General features: G+C 48.2%; 17 protein-coding genes. 7 read left to right on the top strand and 10 right to left on the bottom strand.

The window, feature by feature from the left end; translation table 11 throughout:
• Positions 1 to 454 precede the first annotated feature (454 nt).
• The 4 genes from H6995_12540 to H6995_12525 all read left to right on the top strand — a co-directional run bounded on the left by H6995_12540 (position 455) and on the right by H6995_12525 (position 6942).
• Positions 455 to 1462: a glycosyl hydrolase gene (locus H6995_12540; GenBank protein MCP5215828.1), complete on the top strand. Its 1008-nt coding sequence runs from the start codon at positions 455 to 457 to the stop codon at positions 1460 to 1462.
• Positions 1459 to 3786 (top strand): MMPL family transporter, encoded by a 2328-nt coding sequence (locus H6995_12535; GenBank protein MCP5215827.1) that lies wholly within the window; start codon positions 1459 to 1461, stop codon positions 3784 to 3786. Before H6995_12540 ends, H6995_12535 begins: the two co-directional genes overlap by 4 nt.
• 216 nt (positions 3787 to 4002) lie before the next feature.
• Entirely contained in the window at positions 4003 to 5550 is a 1548-nt protein-coding gene (locus H6995_12530) for a LysR family transcriptional regulator (protein MCP5215826.1), read from the top strand.
• Between the two features lie 18 nt (positions 5551 to 5568).
• On the top strand, positions 5569 to 6942 hold the full coding sequence (locus H6995_12525; protein ID MCP5215825.1) for a DUF1329 domain-containing protein: 1374 nt from the start codon (positions 5569 to 5571) through the stop codon (positions 6940 to 6942).
• 301 nt (positions 6943 to 7243) lie between these two features.
• Here the strand turns inward: H6995_12525 and H6995_12520 are convergent, their stop codons facing one another.
• Positions 7244 to 7741: a transposase gene (locus H6995_12520; protein ID MCP5215824.1), complete on the bottom strand. Its 498-nt coding sequence runs from the start codon at positions 7739 to 7741 to the stop codon at positions 7244 to 7246.
• 52 nt (positions 7742 to 7793) lie between these two features.
• On the opposite strand from H6995_12520, the gene H6995_12515 reads away from it, so the two are divergent.
• A complete protein-coding gene (locus H6995_12515) occupies positions 7794 to 8900 on the top strand; it encodes a TonB-dependent receptor (GenBank protein ID MCP5215823.1) in 1107 nt (368 codons plus the stop codon).
• Positions 8901 to 9111: 211 nt separating this feature from the next.
• Positions 9112 to 9684, top strand: coding sequence for a hypothetical protein (locus H6995_12510; GenBank protein MCP5215822.1), 573 nt, complete (start codon positions 9112 to 9114; stop codon positions 9682 to 9684).
• Between the two features lie 72 nt (positions 9685 to 9756).
• On the opposite strand, the gene H6995_12505 is transcribed toward H6995_12510, so the two are convergent.
• The 4 genes from H6995_12505 to H6995_12490 all read right to left on the bottom strand — a co-directional run bounded on the left by H6995_12505 (position 9757) and on the right by H6995_12490 (position 13700).
• Positions 9757 to 10776 (bottom strand): phosphotransferase, encoded by a 1020-nt coding sequence (locus tag H6995_12505; protein MCP5215821.1) that lies wholly within the window; start codon positions 10774 to 10776, stop codon positions 9757 to 9759.
• Positions 10777 to 10792: 16 nt separating this feature from the next.
• Complete coding sequence (locus H6995_12500; GenBank protein ID MCP5215820.1) at positions 10793 to 12073, bottom strand: aminotransferase class III-fold pyridoxal phosphate-dependent enzyme; 1281 nt, start codon at positions 12071 to 12073, stop codon at positions 10793 to 10795.
• On the bottom strand, positions 12070 to 12873 hold the full coding sequence (locus H6995_12495) for an SDR family oxidoreductase (GenBank protein MCP5215819.1): 804 nt from the start codon (positions 12871 to 12873) through the stop codon (positions 12070 to 12072). Before H6995_12495 ends, H6995_12500 begins: the two co-directional genes overlap by 4 nt.
• A 113-nt stretch (positions 12874 to 12986) precedes the next feature.
• Positions 12987 to 13700 (bottom strand): response regulator transcription factor, encoded by a 714-nt coding sequence (locus H6995_12490; GenBank protein MCP5215818.1) that lies wholly within the window; start codon positions 13698 to 13700, stop codon positions 12987 to 12989.
• A gap of 302 nt (positions 13701 to 14002) precedes the next feature.
• On the opposite strand from H6995_12490, the gene H6995_12485 reads away from it, so the two are divergent.
• Positions 14003 to 15181 (top strand): MFS transporter, encoded by a 1179-nt coding sequence (locus H6995_12485; GenBank protein ID MCP5215817.1) that lies wholly within the window; start codon positions 14003 to 14005, stop codon positions 15179 to 15181.
• A gap of 42 nt (positions 15182 to 15223) precedes the next feature.
• Here the strand turns inward: H6995_12485 and H6995_12480 are convergent, their stop codons facing one another.
• The 5 genes from H6995_12480 to H6995_12460 all read right to left on the bottom strand — a co-directional run bounded on the left by H6995_12480 (position 15224) and on the right by H6995_12460 (position 21778).
• Positions 15224 to 15709: a TlpA family protein disulfide reductase gene (locus H6995_12480; GenBank protein MCP5215816.1), complete on the bottom strand. Its 486-nt coding sequence runs from the start codon at positions 15707 to 15709 to the stop codon at positions 15224 to 15226.
• 5 nt (positions 15710 to 15714) lie between these two features.
• Entirely contained in the window at positions 15715 to 16989 is a 1275-nt protein-coding gene (locus tag H6995_12475; protein MCP5215815.1) for an exo-alpha-sialidase, read from the bottom strand.
• A 43-nt stretch (positions 16990 to 17032) separates the two neighbouring features.
• Entirely contained in the window at positions 17033 to 19309 is a 2277-nt protein-coding gene (locus H6995_12470; protein MCP5215814.1) for a TonB-dependent receptor, read from the bottom strand.
• Between the two features lie 311 nt (positions 19310 to 19620).
• A complete protein-coding gene (locus tag H6995_12465; GenBank protein MCP5215813.1) occupies positions 19621 to 20784 on the bottom strand; it encodes an aminopeptidase P family protein in 1164 nt (387 codons plus the stop codon).
• A gap of 79 nt (positions 20785 to 20863) precedes the next feature.
• Positions 20864 to 21778: a 2-dehydropantoate 2-reductase gene (locus H6995_12460; GenBank protein MCP5215812.1), complete on the bottom strand. Its 915-nt coding sequence runs from the start codon at positions 21776 to 21778 to the stop codon at positions 20864 to 20866.
• Between the last annotated feature and the right edge of the window lie 23 nt (positions 21779 to 21801).

The following is a 21801-nucleotide window of genomic DNA, read 5'->3' as shown; positions in this document are numbered from 1 at the left end:
AAATTGCCCAGTTGCTGCGGTTTCATCCCAGTACAGGGGTGTAGAAAAATTATGTATGCTGTGGATGATGATTGCACGATTTCTTTGTCTCTAGGTTTGATGCACACAAATTAATCCGCCAGAGCAGGGTGGCTGGTAAAATTCTGATTGATGTTGATAGATAGATTTTGTTATCAATTTCTGTTAAAAAATCAGTCAGTTTTTAAGTGTGTAAACGGGTCAAGTTAGTGTCTGATCGAGTCTGAAAGGATTGCTTTATGAACGGTTATGGAATAACATATCGTGAATTGATTTAAGGTGACGATTCGATGAAAGTAATTGAACTTGTTGGCCTTATCTCCTGTAGTCAGGTTTAAGCAGTACGAGCAAATCGTAGCTGAGGCTAGCAAAACATTTCCGGTTGAATTTTAATGTTAATGATGATTTTCAGGGTCACTTATATGATGGTAATTCGATGAAGCGGCGCATTATTTACAGTCTTGAGATACTGGTATCTGTACTCGTTGTAGGCGGCCTGCTTTGGGTAGCATTTTACGTTAAACCGCAAACAGATGTAGCGAGTGTTGAGCCAGCTTTATTCGGTTATCGCAATAATTTCTACAGCGTCGTGGTTCCCAAAGATGACCGACAAGTCGTCTGGGCCGTTGGTACGGGAGGACGTATCATCCGTTCCGAAGATGCCGGTAAAGTCTGGGTTATTCAGAAGTCGCCGAGCCAAAAGAACCTGCAGGATATTGCCGCCCTTAATAAGACTACAGCACTGGTTGTTGGCGATCAGGGTACAGTACTGGTTACCGACGATGCGGGGCAGACATGGACTGAAGTAGGTGTGCCGACCCGCGAGTTCGGTGACCAGTTGTTACAGGCATATGTGGAATCGGATACCAATCGCTGGTGGATTACAGGCACTTTCGGGACCGTACTGCGGAGCCTGGATAATGGACAAACATGGACGATGGTGCACCCTCAGGTCGATGTAGCCTGGAATGATCTAACCGTGGCGCCGGATGGCACGGTATGGATTGTCGGTGAGTTCGGCCAGATTCGGCGCTCGCAAGATGGTGGTGAAACCTGGGAAGATGTGCAGATTGACACGGAAATTAGCCTGATGTCTATGGCGTTTGCCGACAAGTACCGTGCCGTTGTGGTGGGTTTATCTGGAACTGTCGCGCATAGCAATGATGCGGGTGTATCCTGGCAGATGGTATCAACCGGGCACGAGGAGCACCTGTTCGATGTAGACTGGACGGGTCAGGATTACGCCGTCGTAGGAAACGCAGGTATGGTTGGACGGGCTGGTTACGATGGTACTGACTGGGACTTTTTCCAGCTAGCTAAAAACAACTTCAGCTGGTACACGAAGTTAGCCGTTTCGGAACCGGAAACACTTTATATTAGCGGGGCTAATCTGGGAGTGCTGAAAAAGCGCGACTGGCATCTATTTCAGCAGGATCAACCATGAATTTACCTAACTTTGCCCAGTTTCTTTTAAACTGGCGTACACCTGTATTAGCTATAATTGTTTTATTGACACTGGTATTTGGCTGGTTTGCGGCCCAAATTAATGTCAAGACAATATTTACTGACCTGCAACCGGCCAATCACCCGTATATACAGATAAATGAAGAGTATAAGGAGAATTTTGGCGGCGCTAACCTCGTTACTATTATGGTCAAGGTTGATGAGGGCACCATATTTAGCAAACCTGTGCTAAAGGTTGTTGGCAACTTGCAAAAAGGTCTCCAGTACATTGATGGCGTCAATCAATTTCAAATTATCTCGCTGGCATCGAAAAAACTTAAATATGTTGACGCTTCTACCGAGGGCTTTGTTGCCGAGCCGCTGATGTGGCCGGACCTGCCGGAAACACAACAAGAGATCGATCAGCTGCGTCAACACGTAATTGCCAACCCGGTGGTTTATGGCAATTATGTTTCACGGGACCTAAGTGCCGCGCTGGTGACAGTGGACTTTATTGATCGCTTGGTGGACTACAATAAAGTTGCTCCGCAAATACAGAACCTTTTGAATGAAGTGAATATCCCGGGTGTGGAGTTGAAGGTCGTTGGTCAGCCGATACTGGTCGGAGAGGTTATTAACAAGCTCCCTGAAACCTTGCAAATTGTGTATATCATAACAGCGGTGATTGCCCTGATCTTGTTGGCCGCCAAGGGGACGGTACGCGGCACGTTATTGCCTTTGGCTTCGGCGGCCATCTCTGGTGTTTGGGCTCTGGGTATCGTTCATTTGTTCGGCATCAACCTTGACCCGTTGGGTATAGTTATTACTTTTTTGATCTCGGCTCGAGCGATTTCACACTCGGTGCAACTCAACCTCGCTTTTGATAAAGAGCGGGAAACAGGAACACATAATTCGCGGCAGGCGGCAAGCTCGACCTTGGCCAAGCTGTTTCGACCAGGCTTGCTGGGACTTGCTACGGATGCCGGTGCCATGGCCGTAGTTGCGCTAACACCAATACCGCTGTTACAGAAGGCTGCGATGATTGGTACTTTATGGCTGGGTGGTATGGTCATCTGCACCATTATTATGATTCCCGTCATTCTGTCATGGTCTAAATCACACCATGAACACCGGTTGGTTAATATCGGTGCGGACACTGGTATGAACTGGCTGTTGGCCCGGTGTACCGCAGTGGCTACTCACCGGTATCAGGCTGTCGGAGTTTTGTTGCTGGCTGTCGTGGTACTGGTTATTTCCGGTTTTTTTGCTACCGGAATTCATATTGGTGATTCGAAGCCGGGATCGCCTATCCTGTGGCCAGAGTCTGATTATAATCGTGACAATGCGTCTATCAACGAGCATTTCCCCGGTACCGACCGGATGTTTCTGGTGGTGGAGGGACAGGAGAATGATATCCTCAAACAGCCCCGCGTGCTGGAGAATATCTCACGGTTTCAGCAGTATATCGAAGCGCAGCCGGAAGTTGGGGGTACGGAGTCGGTTGCGGATGTCATTCGACCGGTAAATATGTTGCTTCACGAGGGCAATCCCCGTTATTTTCGAACGGGCTATGACCAGACTGCTAATGCAGAATTTCTGTATATCGCCATGGCGGGTTCGGACCCAGGTGATATCGACCGGTTTGTAGATCGCAAATATCGCAACGGTGCGGTACAGATGGTATTCCGCGACCACAAGGGCGATACCATACGCACGGCATTTCAGGCGATTCGCGACTATCAGAAAGAAAACCCCATTGAAGGCACCGAGTTTCGATTGGCGGGTGGACTAATTGGTTTGCTAGCAGCCGTGAATGAGGTGATTTTCTCCAGCCAGTTACAGTCCATCGCATTGGCGCTGTTAATACTCTTTGTGATGTGTGCGTTCGCCTATCGCTCCACACAGGCGGGTCTGTTTTTTTTGCCAACGGTTGTGTTGTCAAATACTATCACATTCAGTTATATGAGCCTCAATGACATCGGCCTGAATGTAAATACCTTACCCGTAGCGGCACTGGGTATTGGTCTTGGTGTCGATTACGGTTTCTATATAGTCGACCGTATCAAGGAGCAGTTTGCGCGTACCTCTGATCTGGCCGACAGTATCAGGTTTGCGATGGCAAGTGCCGGACGGGGGGTGATCGTGACTGCACTGACTATGATTGCCGCTGTAGTACTTTGGTATTTTTTCTCCTCACTCAGGTTCCAGGCGGAGATGGGGCTGCTAATCGCGCTCTGGATGACAGTTTCGGCAATATCGGCATTATTTGTTATACCTTCTATGATTTATGTGTTTCGACCACGGTTCATAATGGGTAAAGAGTAAGATCAGAATTGATCTGAGCAATTCACTATCTAAATTACTGTGTTGTCGGGATACTAGTGAAGGGTCATCCCTTAAAATGGGTTGGCATCGTGCTAGGGGCGCTATATTATGCTTGTGTTAGGGGCAAGGTAATGAGCACCAGAATAAAAAAGTAGCAATAATCATAACAAGGGTATGGGCATTTTGCAGTTCTGGAATAAAACAGAGGGAGTAATTATGAAAATCAAGAGTATGAGACCCACAATTTGCACACTGACCGCCTCATTGGTGATCGGTCTGGCGGCACAGCCGGCACTTGCTGCTATTGAACTGGGCAATGGTTGGCGGCTGCAAGGTTGGGCGCGCCAGTATCTGAGTTTTAACCTTGAGGATATCAGCGAGACACAAGAGGATGACAAGTACGATCTATCGATGAATCGCCAGTCACTTTTTTTCGATATCACTGGACCCACCGGTCCGCTGCGCTGGACGGGTCGTTTTCGCTTTAGCCACGAATTTATTACGGACTATGAGGATCGACTTGAAGATTTGACCGCCACAATTCCTGGCAATCATGCAGATTTCAAAGACGAATATAACGAGACTGACATTCGTGAACTGTTTTTCGATTGGCAGGTTAGTAATCGCCTCGCATTGAGAATTGGCCGTCAGCAAGTGGTATGGGGCGAGACTGATTTCTTTCACGCCACCGATGTAATCCATGGTTTTGATCTACGTTGGCGCAAATTCTTGGTGCCGGAGAATGAGGATGTGCGCAAACCGTTGATCCTGCTGAATGGTACCTTTAATGTTCCCGAGTGGGATGGTCAGCTTCAGGTCGTAGTGCGTCCAGGTCTGGACAAAGAAGAGTGGATTGGTAACTCCATTCCGGCATTCGGCGGCCGTTGGTCTAACTCGTCGAGCAAGGGTTTTAACTTTGTCAGTGAAGAACAGGGTGGCGTTGCCACTTATAACTACGGTCATTCCGAGGGGGACACTGATGACGCTCACTATGGCTTTCGCTGGTCCGGCATCGCTGTGATCGGTAATGAGGAAATTAACTACGCCTTTAATTACTATCATGGTCAGGGCGGTTTCTATACAGACCCGACGGTAACACTCGACTTTACGGAAACAGCTAACGGTAATCCGCTGCAATTTATTTTCCCGGAAACGGACACCGTTGGCGGTAGCTTATCTGGCTATATACCCGCCATTGATGCTGTTTATCGTTTAGAGGTAGCCTATACACCGGATCGGCCTATGTCTACAACTAACCTGATGCCGGTTGCTGCACTGGGTGGCGCGCTCCAGCCTTTCCAACTCGTGGAGAAGGACACTTGGAATCTAGTAGTGGGTCTTGATACGAATTTGCGTATTCAGAATCTAATTGGCACATCAAATGCCAGTTTGCTGTCGTTGCAGCTGTTCGACTGGTATATCCCCGGCGTGGACGAAAGCGATGGTCTGGTCCGCTTTGATGGCAGCGGTGTGTTCGATAAGCACAATACGATTGCCACTATGATCCTAAGCAACCCATTCATGAGTGACAAGCTAAACTTCACCGTTGTGTTTCTTGCCGATTTGACTGAGGGTGGCGGTATGTTTATTCCGTCGTTGCAATATGATTACGGTGCGCATTGGCGTTTCAAGGTCGAAGCTGATCTGGCCTTCGGCGGGGACAAAACTGATATCAACGTAGGTTTTCCACCAGACACAGGAAGCGTATTCGGTGCCTTGCGTGATGACGACCAGTTTCTATTTCGAATCACTTACCAGTTTTAACGAACAAGGGAGCTAACCATGCTATTTAAATCCATGAGAAAATCTGCATTTTATGTGGGGTTCGGTGTTTGTCTAGCATCGCTGACGTTTGGCGCTCAGGCAAAGGAATTGCCGGAGGGCACGGTAATCAGCAAAGCGAATTTGGACAATATTTACGAGGATACCTTTGAAGGACACAAGATCAAGGATCTGCTGACGGAACGGACCGAGATGTGGGTGCGAGACTATGGCCTGACCCTAGAACTTGAGCACAGTAACGAATTGGAGTTTGACCCAAAACTGGCTGAAGCTACCCAGGCGAATGTTGGCAAGACAAGCTTGAGTGCCGACAATAAACTGGAGGGCTATGTTGCAGGCGTACCATTCCCGAATCAGGATGTCAGTGTTGAAGATCAGAGCTGTGGATGGAAGCTCGCCTATAACAACTATATGGCTAACCCTGTTCGCGGCGATGACTGGATTGCTACAGGCGAAGTATTCATTCAGGACAAGGAACGCGGGAATATCGACAGATTCCTGGCGCATAATGGTGTAATGCGTTGGGAAGGCCGTGTTCGCGGTGAGCAGAGATTGCCGGGACGCGATAATGAGCATTTGCGCTTTCTGTTGGTGCTGACCGAGCCCTACGATATCGCCGGTATCGGGGTATTTACACGTCAATACAATGATGCCTCGGCGGATGATGGCTATGTCTATGTTCGCTCGTTGCGTCGCGTACGGCGTACGGCGGGAGGCAAGTCCTGGGTTGATCCGCAGCCCAAGATGGACCTGCTCAACGATGACAGCGGTGGTGTAACAGGTTACCCTGGTTTCTACAAGGCGTGGAAGTGTGTAGAGAAGCGCCATATTCTAGCGGTGGTCAATGCGCCAGATGGAAATTATCTGAAAAAGGGTAAGATTGACAACATTGTTAATGTCGATGAGGCACCACACTGGAATCCGATCGCTACCAAGTGGCAACCACGCGAAGTGTTTGTGATTGAGGGAACGCCTCCGGATTATCACCCCTATAGCAAGAAGGTGTTGTACATGGATGCCGATTACCCCTTTTACTACCAGGGTGAATTCTATGATAAAAAGGGTGATTTTTGGAAAATATGGCAAACGCGTTTCTATCCCTATTGGCGAGGCGACTGCAACAGCGCACCGGGTCTCGGTGAGATGAATAGTCTGGCGATTGACTTTCAGGTGGAGCGTGCGACATATATTCATCAGTACTTCAATGGGCACAACTGTCTGTCCCCGCAGTTTATGGAGCCGTCAATTCTACAGAAGGCCGCCAGTGGTGCGATGCAGGCAGAGCTGGACGATATGACGGCAGCTTATAAGAAACGATCACTCCTGCCTCAACATAAGGCGCGGGCAGAAGCCTGGTTGAACGCTAACCGTTAGTTACTTTTACGGGTGAGTCAGTATGACGCAATTGCTTTGAGATAAATTACAATGATTATTTCTCGTAGCCAGGTTGGATGTTATTACTGGTGGCGATAGTTTTGACCAACTATCGCCACTCATTAAAAAATTCATAGGCGTTCTTTTACTGGCTCCGTTTAATTCGTAAACTGAGACCTTTGCGATAAACGAAAAATACCCGCTTTTTCCATGAAAGCATCAAATTTCGAGCCATTTTGTACAGGAACACTCTCAGTGCCGTTGAATATCCGAATTCCGGACGGATTTCACCTGCAAAACCTCAGCCATAACACACCTTATTACTGGCCTTGAGTAAGTTCAGGCACATCGCTTTCAGATAACTTTGCCCCAACACTTTTTCCCGCCCAAAATAGTTGGCTTTGCAGAACCGGAAGCGCCGCTTTAAGGTGCCAAAGCTTTGTTCAATCACCCAGCGTTTTGCTTTAATCGCTCGATTCGCTTGTTGTTGCGCCGTCGTGAGCGGCTTGCCTCTCACCGCCTTATGCATAATCCCATCACCTAATCCTCGATCAGCCAACTCATCCCGCTTCGCCGCACTGGCATACCCCTTGTCAGCCAATACCTGTGTGCCTGGTGTTGCCTCATCCAGTAACGGTGCCAGGTGCCGACTCTCATGCGCATTGGCTGCCGTCACATGCACCGTCTCTATATACCCTTCCTCATCACTGCTGGCGTGGAGTTTATAGCCTAGATAAAAACGACCCGCCTTCTTAACCCACCGAGCATCGCCATCTTTGCTCAAGGGGACCGGTTGCACCGCATCATCTTGATCAACTTCCAGAGCTAGGTGCGTAGTTGGTTTTTTCTACCTGAATATCGATAACGAATCGGACAACGGCTTAAAAGGGCCAGCAAATAGCCTACCCGCATTGTTTGGAGGTTTTCCTATAAGTGGTGTTGATATCGGTACAATCGCCGAAATGGAAACCGACTCCTATTCAATTTTTGGTCAGATTGAATATGACCTGAATGAAGAACTGACGTTGATTACCGGTTTGCGTCTAATGCGTGAAGATAAAGATTATGAAATGAATCAGTTGTTTTTCGCGTCTCTGGGAACAGATCAGGTAAATAACGGACCGGTCTTATTTCCGGCGCGACCCGCACCCTTCAAGGATGATTCCAGCGATGATTTATGGGCGGGAAAGATTCAATTAGACTGGCGGCCGACCGATGATTTACTGATTTATGCCGGCATCAACCGTGGAGTGAAAGCAGGCAGTTTTAATGCTCCGATAGCAGGTGGTTTACCTTTTCCGGATAGCACTCTACCGTACGAAGAAGAGATTTTGACCTCCTTTGAAGTTGGCTTTAAAGCAACTATTTTTGATGGACTTGCACGCTTTAACGGCACGGCATTCTACTATGATTACAAAGACTACCAAGCCTTTTTGTTTACAGGCGTGAGTGGCGTGGTGGTAAATGCTGATGCTGAGAATAAAGGGGTTGAACTGGAACTTCAGATGTCACCGGGTGAAGGCTGGGATATTCTTCTCAGTGCTGCATGGTTAGATGCAACGGTAGAAGATGTTCCCTTGCGTATCGGAACGCCGATACCACCCAAAGATCGTAATCCCACCTATGCACCTGAAGTTCAGGCTACGGCGTTGGTTCGTTATCAGTGGAGTGCTTTGGGTGGCACAATGGCTATTCAGGGTGATGTAACATACTCTGATGAGTTCTTCTACAACCTACGTAATTTCGACGCTGATAAATTTGACAGCTATACTATTTCGAATGCGCGTCTTAGCTGGATGGATGGCGAAGAAAACTGGGAAGTGGCACTTATAGCTAGAAACTTAACGGATGAACGCGCCGGTAATATCGGCTTCGATCTAGCAACTTTGTGTGGTTGCAATGAAGTCACTTATCGCGACCCTCGCTATTATGGCCTGAATGTGAAGTACAGCTTCTAATAGAAACGTAGCTAAGAAATGAAAGGCCAGCCTTGTGCTGGCCTTTTTTTGCCAGAATTTTACTTCTGAAGCTAAATCATCGGTGGTTTTGGGTTTCGTGAGCCATTTGTTGAGGGGAGGCGTAGGCTTGTTCGTTTAATAGATAACCTTAGGGCGAAAGCTTTTAGTCATCTACTTTTACAATAAATAGAAATCTTGGCGGGGAGAAACAATGCATCAATTCAACGTTGTTATGCTGGCATTAACCAGTATCTATCTGGTTTGTGGTATTTTTATCGGTTTATCTATCAAAATGCTGCCGCCGAAAATTGGGGGGTTACTGTTATTGCTTGTCGGCGCATTACCGCATGCCATCTGTCTGGTTCTGGCGATTCAGGCAGGACATTCCACCGCCGCCTGTGTATTGGCGATCTTCACGTTTTTCTGGCTCTACCTTGGTATTGCCTACACATTTATAACGCCTGACCCGAACGATACCGGTTTGCTGTCAGGAATTGATAAAGGGCTGTTATTTTTAGAGCCGCCCATGGCGGTCATGATTTTTGTTTATCAGCAGGATTATTGGGCAAAAGATGTGGTGCTGGCGTGGCTATTGAATGGCCTTGGTGCGACGGTAGTTTATCTCTGGTTAACGAAGTTTGTGGCGGCCCTGCATACCTCTAGTGCTTATACCAAGGCTAACCCCCCGGCGATTGTTGCGACATTAAACAAATTTGTTCCGATCGTGGTATTTCTCTTAAGTTTAAACGTTATTTATGCGATCAATGATCAGCTAATGAAGTAACTCGGTGTGTGGCTAAACAAATTCACACCGTTTGAAAATGCCAATGTTTTAAAGGGTCACAAAAAGACCCTTTTATTTTGCCAGATACTCGCGCGCCAAACGGCAGGCTGAGTCGATGAACCGAGGCCCCATTTGCTGTGCGGTTTCAGTTTCATTGCGGGTATGCGCCCAGCCTAGATAGGTAAACCCTCGGGCCAATAGAAACAGTGGTAAATGGTTAAGCTGCTCGTCTGATATCGGGTGGAACTTTCTATAACCTTCAATCAGTGCAATTTTCGCCGTTTCATAAAAGTCTTCATCGAGAATAAAATAAAGCGCAGTCGCCAGCTCGAATAAATGCCAGCCAAATCCGGCATCATCAAAATCAATCAGCTTTATCCGATCGCCCTGTACCATTAGGTTTTCCACCACAAAATCGGCATGAATCAGGCTGTAGTTTTGTTTTGATTTTCCGTAGTTTGTTAAATCATGATAGACCCGATCACGCGCTCGTAACAGCAATTGGCGTTGTTCGTCGTTCAACATCTCAAATTCCCAGAATGGCCCCCAGAAGGGGCTGGCTCCCGCTAAGCCATCAGCATCCCAGGAGTGCCGGGTAAAGCTATCGGGTAACGACCAGCTTGTCGCCTGATTATGAAGACGCGCTGCGATTTGACCGATGGTGTGGTAGATATGTCGGATTCTTGCGGGGTCGTTATCCTGTCCGTTTTCGACCGAGCCCATCGGTTCGCCATCAATCCACTCAAACAGATCTATTTGTCTCGGTTCCGGTATCGTATCCGTTTTGACGAGAACAAAAGATTTACCGTCCAGGGTGGGCACAATGGCGGGAACTTCAATACCGTATTCATTGAGCGTCTGCATCCATTCTAGCTCAGAATATAATTCGGCATCGGTATGATAGCCTGCCCGATGAATTCTCAGGGCATAGCGTTCGCCTGTTGCGGTAACCAATTTAAAAACCGCATTTTCACGGTATTTAATAAATGACAGCTCGCTGTGTTCCAAGCCCCAGTGCGCCAGCGCCTGGGATGCTAGTCCGTGCAGTCGGACTTTTTGTTCGGTGTTATCGAGAGTATAAAAATCGGTCATCGAAAGTTTCCCGGGATTAAAGTGACGCAAGAGCATCGTCAAGTGTGGCGAGCAGAAAATCGCCATGTTCACGGTTAAATACCAGCGGTGGGCGGATTTTCAAAATATTGTCGAAACGGCCAATTTTGCTGATTAGGACACCGCGGTCGCGCATAGCGTTGACCAGCCGTTTGGCTTCAGTACCTGCCGGTTCCTTAGTCTGGCGATCTGTAACGAGTTCCAAACCAAAAAACAAGCCGCGATCCCGTACTTCCCCGATCAACTCATATTTCTCCTGGAGTTTGCGGAGGCCGCTGGCGACGTAAGAGCCCACTTGCGTTACCTGTTCCAACAGATTGTTGTGCTCAATTTCATTCAGAACCGCCAAGCCCACAGCGCAGGAAACCGGGTTGCCGCCGAAGGTGTTGAAATACATGGCGGTGCGACCAAACTCATTGATCAACTCGGCTCGTGCAATGACGCCTGAGATGGGGTGGCCATTCCCCATGGGTTTACCCAGGGTAACGATATCTGGTGTCACCTGATCCCACTGATGGCTCCACATATGAGTGCCGGTGCGTGCAAAACCACCCTGCACTTCGTCTGCGATATACAGGCCCCCAGCACGACGTACCCGCTCAACCGCCATTTCCATAAAGCCGGGTGGAACATTCAATAAACCTTCGTTGGCAAACTCGGGGCAGACCAGTATTCCGGCTAACTGAATACCTGCAGCAGCAAAAGAATCGATGGCCTGCTGTACTTCATCGGCATAGGCTTGGGCAAGTGCAGTGCCTTGAAGGCCGTGTAGACCTCGATAAGAGTCAGGAATGGGAATGGCGCGAACATTTTTGGCGTTGCTGGCTTCGGGCATAAACCCAGTACCCAGCTCGGCTATCGCAGTGGTATTGCCATGATAGGCAAAGTCGGTAACGATAATGCCCATACCGCCGGTACAGTGTCGGGCCATACGCAATGCTATCTCGTTGGCTTCGCTGCCGGTGCAGGCAAACATAGCCATGCTGAGGGTGTCGTCAAAAGTGGCGGTGAGGCGCTCGGCGTAATTCACAATATTGTCGTGCAGGTAACGCGTGTGGATATTAAGTGTGGACGCTTGTCGGGTTAGTGCTTCCAGCACCTGCGGGTTACAGTGGCCCACCACGGGAACGTTATTGTAGGCATCCAGGTAGCGTTTGCCGTTGGCGTCGAATAACCATACGCCTTTCCCTCGCACCAAATGTAATGGTTTGTCATAAAACAGGGGGGAGTGTTTTCCCAATAGCCGGTAACGGCGCGCCAATAAATCTTCATGGTTCATTGCCTTTCTCCTTGATGATAGAACTGACGCATCATCACCGGGCTTTCGGGCAGGGTGGAGCCGCCGTCTACCACGATGGTTTGGCCAGTAATATAAGCCGATTCGTCGGAGGCGAGGAAGAGCATGGTGTTGGCAATATCCTCTGGTTTACCCAATTCGCCCTTGGGTATCATTGATGCCATTTCCTGCAGTTCATCGGCACCTGCCAGCAACGACATGGCCTGGGTCAGGATATAACCGGGCTCAACACCGTTTACCGTAATATTCTCACGTGCCAGTTCAATGGCGGCGGTTTTGATAAACCCGTTCATACCTGCCTTGGAGGCGGCATAATGGGCCGTGAGTGGCATTGCTACAGTTGGGCCAGTTACCGATGAAGTAAAGAGCAAACGGCCGCCGCCCTGTCGCCGTAAATGGGGAATGGCTGCCTGCGTCAGCCAGAAAGCAGCTTTGAGGTTGATGGCCAGCGTATCGTCCAGGACTTGCGCCGGTAAATCTGCCACGCTGTGCATAGGGAAAATAGCCGCATTATGAATGGCGATATCCAGGCGGCCATAGTGCTCGACGGTTTGCTTCACCATAAGATTAATTTGTGTCTGCTGACCCACATCGGTTTGAATCAGTAGGGCATCGCCACCCGCCTCAATGATGTCGTCAACCGTTTGTTGCCCGTTTCCTTGCGAGCGCGTAGCCACAACTATTTTGGCCCCGGCGCCAGCAAATATTTTAGCAATGCTTTCTCCAATACCCTGCCCGGCACCAGTAACTATGGCTACTTTATTTGTTAATTTACCCAGCATAGTGCTCCCCTACCCGGAAGATAGCTATTTGAGATGAATCTGTTGCTAAGGATTTTAGCCGGACTGGGTTGCACAACGCTATCCGCCAAAGGGTTTAGACGTGGTAACGAAGTTTAGCTAGTCAGTGACTTAAAGACTTTGGCCAACAGTTCGGTGCGTGATGCGGATTCTGTCTTTTGGAAGATGTGCGAAAGATGAGTTTTTACTGTTGCCAGTCCTAAGGAAAGTTCGTTGGCGATGGCTTTATTGCTGGCGCCTGCAATGACTAGCTCCAGAATATCCAGTTCCCGGTCAGTAAGCGAGTAATGTGCTTGAATAGACTGTCGTTCGGCAACCCGCTTCGGTAGGTAAACCGCGTTCAGGGTATATTCGAGAAAAGGTTGAAGGTGGCTTAGTAAAGTCAGCTCTGCTTTCGTAAAGGGTCCCATCGATTCGTGGCGCAGCATGCTGAGTACGGCAATAATTTCACCCGCATAACGAAAAAACATATCCGCTACATAACGATGATCATGGGGCTTCATAAACTCCTGATAGTAGGTGGACTGCTTCAGCATTGCCGGGGAAATCTGAGAATCGATAGTAACGACGGTTTCCGTGGTACTAGAAAATTTACGCGGATTGAGCGGGTCAAGATGGCTGAACTTTTGTTGGTATTCCTTTTCGACATCCGGCTCAAGATTATACAAGGCAACGCCGCGGTGGCGCATGTCGGGGTCGATCAAATAAAAGGCGGATGAGGTGAGAGGAACAATGTGACGAACTAATTGCAAACTCTGTTTTTGAAACTGATTTGGGAAGTTAGAGTTAAGACCGGTTGGCAGGGACATAGCTCGGCTGCATTTAGTAAAGTTTCATACCATTGTTGCTGGGTTGAAGTTGCTGGGTTGAAGCTTGCGTGAAGGGCTTAGGAATGTCAATCTGAGCTTGAGACATTGCTAAAATCTATCTTTTTTCGCGATGGCTGCGTTAGCTCCATGCAGTCGTCCGTGTTGGATTTTCTTGCCCTCACAAAAAATCCAGGTTTTTAGAGATGCTCTTAAGTCTAAACCATATGGCTGATAGCCTTGTGCTAGAGCGATGCATAAAATAATCGTTCATATAGAGACCCTGAGCGATAGAGGAAAAATTAATGATAAAAGCCCTCGCTGGGAACCTGCAGCGCCCCATTGACCTCAATAGCACCAAAACGCTGATCGCCGCCATATACATCAGTATTATTGGACCGGCGGTGTTTATCGTACAGCCTGGATTTGTGCAAGGACTGGTGGAGTATTATTACTTTACTGAGCAGCAAGCGGGTTATATTGCCTCAGCGGAGATGTGGGGTATTGCCATTACCACCTTGATAATGATTCTTCTGACAGGTCGGGTAAACTGGCGTTATATCATGATTTGGTCGGTATTGCTGGTGGTCGTTGGTAATCTACTTTCCACCACGACCAAGTCATTTGTCCCCTTTGCGGCATTGCGCTGTATTACCGGCATTGGTTCCGGTGTTTTGATTTCGCTGACCTTTACCATTATCGGCCTATCGGCCAATCCGGACCGCAATTTTGGTTACATGATCATGTGGATTCTACTCTATGGCGCATTAGGGTTTTTGGTGATGCCGACGGCCTATGCTTTGGTGGGAATGGATGGGGTATTAATATTTTTTGCGCTTTTTACCCTGAGTGCCCTGCCATTTATTCGCTATTTGCCGAACTCTGGTGAAGGTCATGGGGTGGTGGATGCGGATGCGGTTAAGTTAGCGCGTGGATATCGGGTGATGGCGGTAGTCACAATGCTGGTCTACTTTCTGGCTCAGGGAGCCGTTTGGGCTTATTTGTTTTTAATTGGCGTCAGTGGCGGTGGTTCAGAGCAGGAAGTTTCCAATGGATTAACGCTGTCTCAGTTTGGGGGCGTGGCGGGTGCCTTCACTGCGGCTACTTTGGGTATTCGATGGGGTCGAATAATTCCGTTGATAGCTGGGGTCACGGGTAGCATTGTTTCATTGGCTCTTTTATTCGCAGAGATGAATGTGCTCCTATACGCTATTGCGGTGTGCGTTTTTAATTATGCCTGGAATCTGGCGCACCCTTTCCTGTTAGCCGCGATGGCCAGTTTTGATGGTAGCGGCAAACTTGTCGTGTACGGTGTTGCTGGCCAGATGTTGGGGCTGGCTATTGGTCCGGCATTGGCCGCCTCAGTCATTATGAAGGACAACTATAGTAGTGTAATCTGGCTGGGTATGGTGTTATTTGCGCTGAGCCTGTTGTTGATTTTGCCGCCCTTGGTACAGCAAAAAAAGAAGATGAGAGCAGGCTAAAGTAAAGGGGGTTGATATTTTTTACCAAAATAACCCCTTTTTTCAGGTGCCTTTGTCGGTTAACCATGCTTTGATATTTTGGTGCGTTAATTTACCGCTCACCGCGATACGGTGATGGAATCGGTCATAAAAATAACTGCGTGGCATTTCGCCGAACCATTCAGGGTCAAGATGGTAGCGAAGTTTTTCGACATTGTCGCTGGCAAAGATCCAACTATCCACAGCCTCCAACCCAAATTCTGTAAGTGTCGCATTAAGGGTATCTTGTTGGCTAAGATTGTCCGTTGAGATTAAGACCAGGTTGAATTTTTCGCCAGTACGTTTTAATTGACTGAATAATGCCAACTCCTCTCTGCAGGGAGGACACTCTATCGACCACATGACTAATAGGAAAGGTTCATTTGCATAGTGGTTTTCGATCACAGCGATACTGTCTTCAGAAAACGCTTGTTGCTCAGCCGCAGCGGGAACCGCCAACATTAGTGAGAGTGTTAATAGTCCAGTGTATAAGAAAGGTTTTTTAATCATCCGTTCTATCCTTCCTGCTGAATGGAAAGGGGTATTAACCGGAATCCTTCATTTTTGGTATGCCAGCTAAGATAGGCCTGACTCCCTTTCTGGACTAACAAAGGATGGTCTGAGGCCTCCTCAGTTTTGGCAACAACCTGAGGGGGGTGCCAGTTAATACCGTTATCTTCAGAGGCCGCCAACAGGATAAGGGTTTTTTGTCCATCAAAAACTTTCCAGGCGGCTAATAACAATCCTTGGTGTGGCCGTAATAGTTGAGGGTGGCTTGCGCCAGGTGAATGGCTGAGAGATGTCTGATGCGTCATTATGCCGGTCTCGGCATCGTAGCTGCCAAAATAGATACCTTTACGCTGAGGGCTATTGGTAAACCAAGCCATAGCATAATGACCATTGTCAGCATCGGTCATTGCTGGCCCGTGGTGCGGGCAGGCATCAATTTGCCAGTTATCCACTGTCGCTCTTTGGGGCGCTTGAGTGACGGCCTTTGGCCCAAGGATAACAAAAGCATGATCACGGGTATTGGTTGCAAAGATATGCCGCCAAAGGATAGCTGCGCCAGAGCCCTCCGGTCGGCTGATCGCAATACGGCAGCATTCACAGGAATGATCTGCCACTTTTTGATTTGGTGAGAAACTGACGCCTTTATCTGTGGAGACAGCATAGTAGAGCGCCGCACCCGTATAGGTGCTATTTTGGGCTAGTGCTGCCTGCCGGTCGCGCTTATCCAGCCAGGCTAAATAGACATCGCCGCGATGATCAGTGAGCAGGGCGTCAAAGCGGTGGCTGGTGACTAGTCCGTCATCATTAATGGTTTGTGCCGGACTGAAGCTTTTTCCTTGGTCAATGGAGCGGCTGAACCGGATATCGCCACTAAACCTTTCCGGCGAGCGTTTAGTCCAGGACACATAGATTTCATGGTCAGTCCCGATAGCCAACTTGGGGCGGTTTTCGCCGTCGGTATAGATAGGCTCAGGCGTGGAATTGACTTTGATAGGGGTGGAAAATTTAACGCCTTGATTATCGGAATAGCTCAGGTACAGATATTCTTGCTGGACAAAGACAACCCAGTAGCGGCCATCCTCATCAAAGGCGCCGCTGGGAGCAGCGCCGCAATGCACTGAAACGAGAGAGGAACATTCCTCAGCCTGTGTTTGTTTTATTTCGGCGGAAACAGCGCCGGCAGAAAGCGTTGCCTCCGCGTCCGAATAGAGGGCAAGGCTCCAGCCAAGAACCCCAAAGAGCACAGTGCGTCCAAAGTTAAATCGATTTGATCGTGTCATAACCCATCGTCTTTACAAGTGCCAGGCAGTGCATTTTTGAAAACTAAAAATCAACCGTTCCTTCAAGGAAAAAAGTTCTTCCCGGCCAAGGGTGGGCAACAAAGGCAATCTCATCGGTGAGGTTGTCTACGCCAAGACTCAGACGGTAGTTATCATTGAAACGATAGCTGGTCTTCAGGTTGATAAAGGTATAACTGTCTTGAGCGCCAAAGACATTATCCGCTTTATCCCTGTTTTCCAGGTCGTCATAACTATCACTGGCATAGCGCACTCCACCGCCAATATCCCAGCGGTCATTGACATGATAGGTCAATAACAGGTTGCCTCTCCACGCTGGTATTCTGGGAAAAGTTTTTCCCTCCAGACTCAGATTGGCGCTGTTTTTGGTAATCTCTGATTCCGTAAAAGTAATATTAAACCGGACGTCGAGGTGGCCGTTCATCAAATTGAACTGGTTATATGCTAACTCGACTCCTTGTGTTTTCACGGTGTCAATGGGAATGAAAGTATTGAGAGAGTGGTTATCCACGATGATGGATTGCGCAAAAATAACGTCATCAATGTTTTCATGGAACAAATTCAAACGGACATAGCCACTCTCAATGCGGCGTTCAATGGATAGGTTTTGATGTAACCCATCTTCTGGTTCGAGGTTGGCATTCGCTAATGATGTACCATTGGTGGTGTGTTCATTCTGAAATAATTCTTCTACGATGGGAAAGCGATAAGCCTTGGCTAGAGAGTAGCGAAATTTCCAAAGTTCGTTTGGGTTAAAACCTAACGAAAACTTGGGGGAGGTGCGGCTTTCCGAGCGGTCAATATGATCAACACTGCCGTAAAAGCCATTGTCGCTTTCCCAGTGTTCATAACGTACACCGAATGCGGTATCCCAATAATCTGTTATTTGCCAGCCCAGTTGTGTAAAGAGGGCCGAAATCATCGTTTCTCCGCCGCTGCTATTGGTCAGGCTGGTTTTCGCACCAGACTGGAAATCGTCGGAAAGGTAATTATTGATTTCAAGGCTGTAATGTTCGTGACGTAGTCCTGCCAGCAGGCTCAATGAGTCATTGCTAAAGAAGCGATCATTTTGAAACCTGAGCTCAGCAGTCTCCCAGCCAGTATCCTCATAATCAGTGACCTGTCCGGCAGCTGTATAGGAAGGGTCCTCAGGGTGAGCGTTGGAGCTACGGGTTTCATCCTCGAGTATTTCAAAATAACTCAGACTTAGCTCCATCCACCAATCTTCGGTCAGGCTCCCCTGTACGCGGCCACCTAATAAAAGGCTTTGCCGGTCATCATCGCTGATGGTGAAATTGCGACTGCTGACATCAAAAACATTACCATCCTGTACTACGTTGCCGTTCCATACCGGGGCGCCAACATTATTTTTTAAATAATTACCCGGCGAATCAGTGGCTGATTTGCGTTTTTCATAAGCAATATTGATTAAGGTGAACCAGTCTTCCAGTTCATAACCGAGTTTGAGTTTAAGGTGGTCTGTGGTGGTATTAACAGAACCGCTATCAGCAAAATAGAGTGCGGAGTTACCATAACGGTCCTCATCCAGAATTGCACCAGATACTTGGGTTTCTCCACCCTGTACTGATTCGCTAATTTGGCTATACCGGAAAGTCTGAGGTTGGCTGTCGTTTTCCAGATGGTTATAGGAGGCATAGAGACTGAAATCACCAAATTTATCGCCGTAGGACATGAAACCTTTAAACCCGTTTAAATCTTTGTCAAAACCAAGTTCATCATAGCGTTGACTAAATAGAGAGCCCTCAGCATGGAAGCGACGTTTGGCAGGGATGGATGTCTCAATATTCACCACGCCACCCATTGCATTGCCGCTGTGCTCTGCTGAATAGGGACCGTAGACTACTTGGATCTGAGCAATTTCGTCGGCGGAAACCAGTGACCATCGAGGAGCACCGGACCAGCGTGTTTGTAGAAAATAATGGAGAGGGACGCCATCGGCGAATACCATAGATCGGCTTGTTTGAAACATATTTGAGCCGCGAATTCCCATCGTGCCATTGGCGTCACCGATAAAACGCCTGCGAATGACCAAACTGGGTTCATAGTTAACCAGGTCTTCAGTCGTTGCGGCATTAATACTAACGAAATCCTCTTGGGTTAATAGACTGGATGGACTGTTAAAATTAGTTTGTCTAACCGGTGTGCCTTGGCCCCACACCTGGACTTCTTCGATCTTGGTTGGTCTGGTTTGTTCTGCCAAAATGGGCAGTGATAGTGTATTGAGTAATGTGCACGCACACAGAAATGTTATTTTTGGAAAGTGAAAACCCAACCTTCTCATAGCCTCTCTCGTTAGTCATTTTTATGGCTGGATTATCAATCAGAAAAATTCATTCGGGAATGCGGCAAATTGTCGCAGGGAACTGGAAAGTAATTTGAAACTTTAAGTCCAATCGTATTGGGCTGTGCCTGAATTTGCTACTTTTGCAAGGAAAACCTTTTTTGATATCAGGATATTGGCGGGGGAGAGAGTGCGAGTGAGAAATTATCAGGAAAAAATTTGCTGCCGGACAAACGGACCGTTAAAAGCAAAGGGTCGGAGCCGCTACAGCGACTCCGACCCTTGATATAGCTGAGTATTTCACTTCAATATTAAAGGGCTTCCAGCTCAGTTTCCGTACCATCATAGGCTTTAATTTTGGTGCCTGATAAAGGCTCGCCGCCTGTTGCTGTAACCCGGTAGGTTTCCTGGAAATAAAGCGAATGGGTTTTCTCTTTGTTCATAATGTGCGGATGCATCGAGCAAACCATATTTTCCGGCAGAACAAAGTCGAAACCTTCGCCGATACGCGGCATTTCAATCATGGTCATACCGATAGAATGACCACAGACGTGACCGGAGACATAGCCGCGATCTTCTATTGGCTTCATGCAAATTTTATGGACTTCTTCAGCCGTGCGGCCTGCTTTCATGTTTTCACGTACCAGTTCATGGAACTCGATGTGTGCATCCATCATGTCCTTGGTGATGGCGTCCATACCATTAGGGAACAGTGGGCGTGAATATTCAACCCAGTGACCACCTTCGCCGGATATTTCAAGGCCATACATGAGTCCGTCAGAGGCTTGAACCGGACGGCGTGAGGGGAACACCATTTGTGGTTCTAACGAACCGTTAACGCCGATTTGTACCATGTCCATGGTGTTACGGCGACAACCGGCGGCGCTAAATACATTCTCGGCAACGCCCATCAATTCCGCTTCAGTTTTGCCAGGCTCGTACGCTTTCATTACCGCCAAAACACCAGCTTTGTTTATGGCCATCGAGTCACGCACCGATAAAATTTCCTCTTCGGATTTCTGTGCACGGGCGTAATCAAAGGGTATTTCAAAATCAACGATATCAAAACCGGCTTTTGCCAGCGCGCTGTAATCACGTACGTTAATAATATATTCCAGACCGTAGATACCTACTTTTTTAGCGCCCTGATCTTTCAGAAAATCAGCCATCCACTCACCGCAATGTGGTGGATAAGCTCTTTCCTGCAAAAAGGATTCATTGTGGTCACCAACCCAAAAGGCTTCGCGAGGACACACCATGACTGGATCCGCATTAGGTGTTATCACCACATAGGCATAGCGGTGAAGGATATGAAAGCCCGCCATATAACGGACTGCGCCTTCAAAGCCGCTGTACTCACTGCTGCTGACAACCAGTGCGTCCAGGCCGTGTTCTTCCATTGCTTTTCGCACGTTAGTGTAGCGGCGATCTATTTCAGCCTGGCTCGGGCGAAAACGATTTACGTAATCAGTCATGTGATAAACCTCTTTTGTCTCAATAGTCAGAATTGCTTAATATGCGTTTAGTGCTATAACGCCAGTTTGTTGCGCGGTATTAATCTTCCAGTGTCCAGGAAAACTCCACGCCTTTTACCATATCTGCCACCGCTTTATTTAAGGGGCAGTGAACGCCGACTTTTTCACCCATTGCGGCAACGCCGCCGTTCAGCGAATCAATTTCGGTAGGTCGCTTGGCTTCAATATCTTGCAGCATACTAGGTTTGTGGCGATAGGCGACTTCACGGCCATAGTCGATCATTTCTTCGGGATCCTTTTCCAGCGTGATACCCAGCGCTTTAGCAACTGCGATACCTTCTTGGGCTACAGCACTCATGACTTCACGTACCTGCTCGCAAGCGATACCGTGCGGTAGACGGGTTAATGCGCCGATACCGTTCGAAGCACAGTTAAAAATAACTTTGGTCCACATTGGGCCGCGTGGGTCTTCAACTGCTACTGTGTGCTGGCCACCTCGGGTCAACGCTTCGGCCAATTTTTGGCATTCTTCGAAGGAAGCGGGTTTGTCCAGGAATGGGCCAATCGTGGTAAGGCCTTTGGTGTCATGGTTGCAGATCCCTGGGCCGGTAATATGCCCAGCGGGGAAAGTGGTACCCATGATTACGCGGGGCACATATTCAGCAATGATCTCTTCGCTACCGACACCATTTTGTACCGAACAGACTGCGCCATCTTTAAAGATGTGGGCTGTGGCTTCCATGGCGGAACGGGTGTGCAGAGTTTTCGCAGCAATGATGCCAAAATCGCAGGGCGGAATTTCCTGAGCATTAGAGCGGGCATTAATTTTTGCCACGAAATCACTTTGCCCGGTTAGGCGTAAGCCATTTTGGTTGATGGCGTCGACATGCGCCTGAAAGGGGTCGTAGGCCCAGACTTCAACATCGTCGAGCTTGCCGAGATGCGCTGCAAACAGGCTGCCGATGGCGCCGCAGCCGATAATACATACTTTCATGTTAGTTTCCTCTATCGTTTAAA

This window comes from Pseudomonadales bacterium, from assembly GCA_024234615.1.
Classification (GTDB): Bacteria; Pseudomonadota; Gammaproteobacteria; order Pseudomonadales; family IMCC2047; genus JAJFKB01.
Note: the sequence above shows the minus strand (reverse complement) of the source record. Positions and strands in the feature narration are given on the sequence as shown.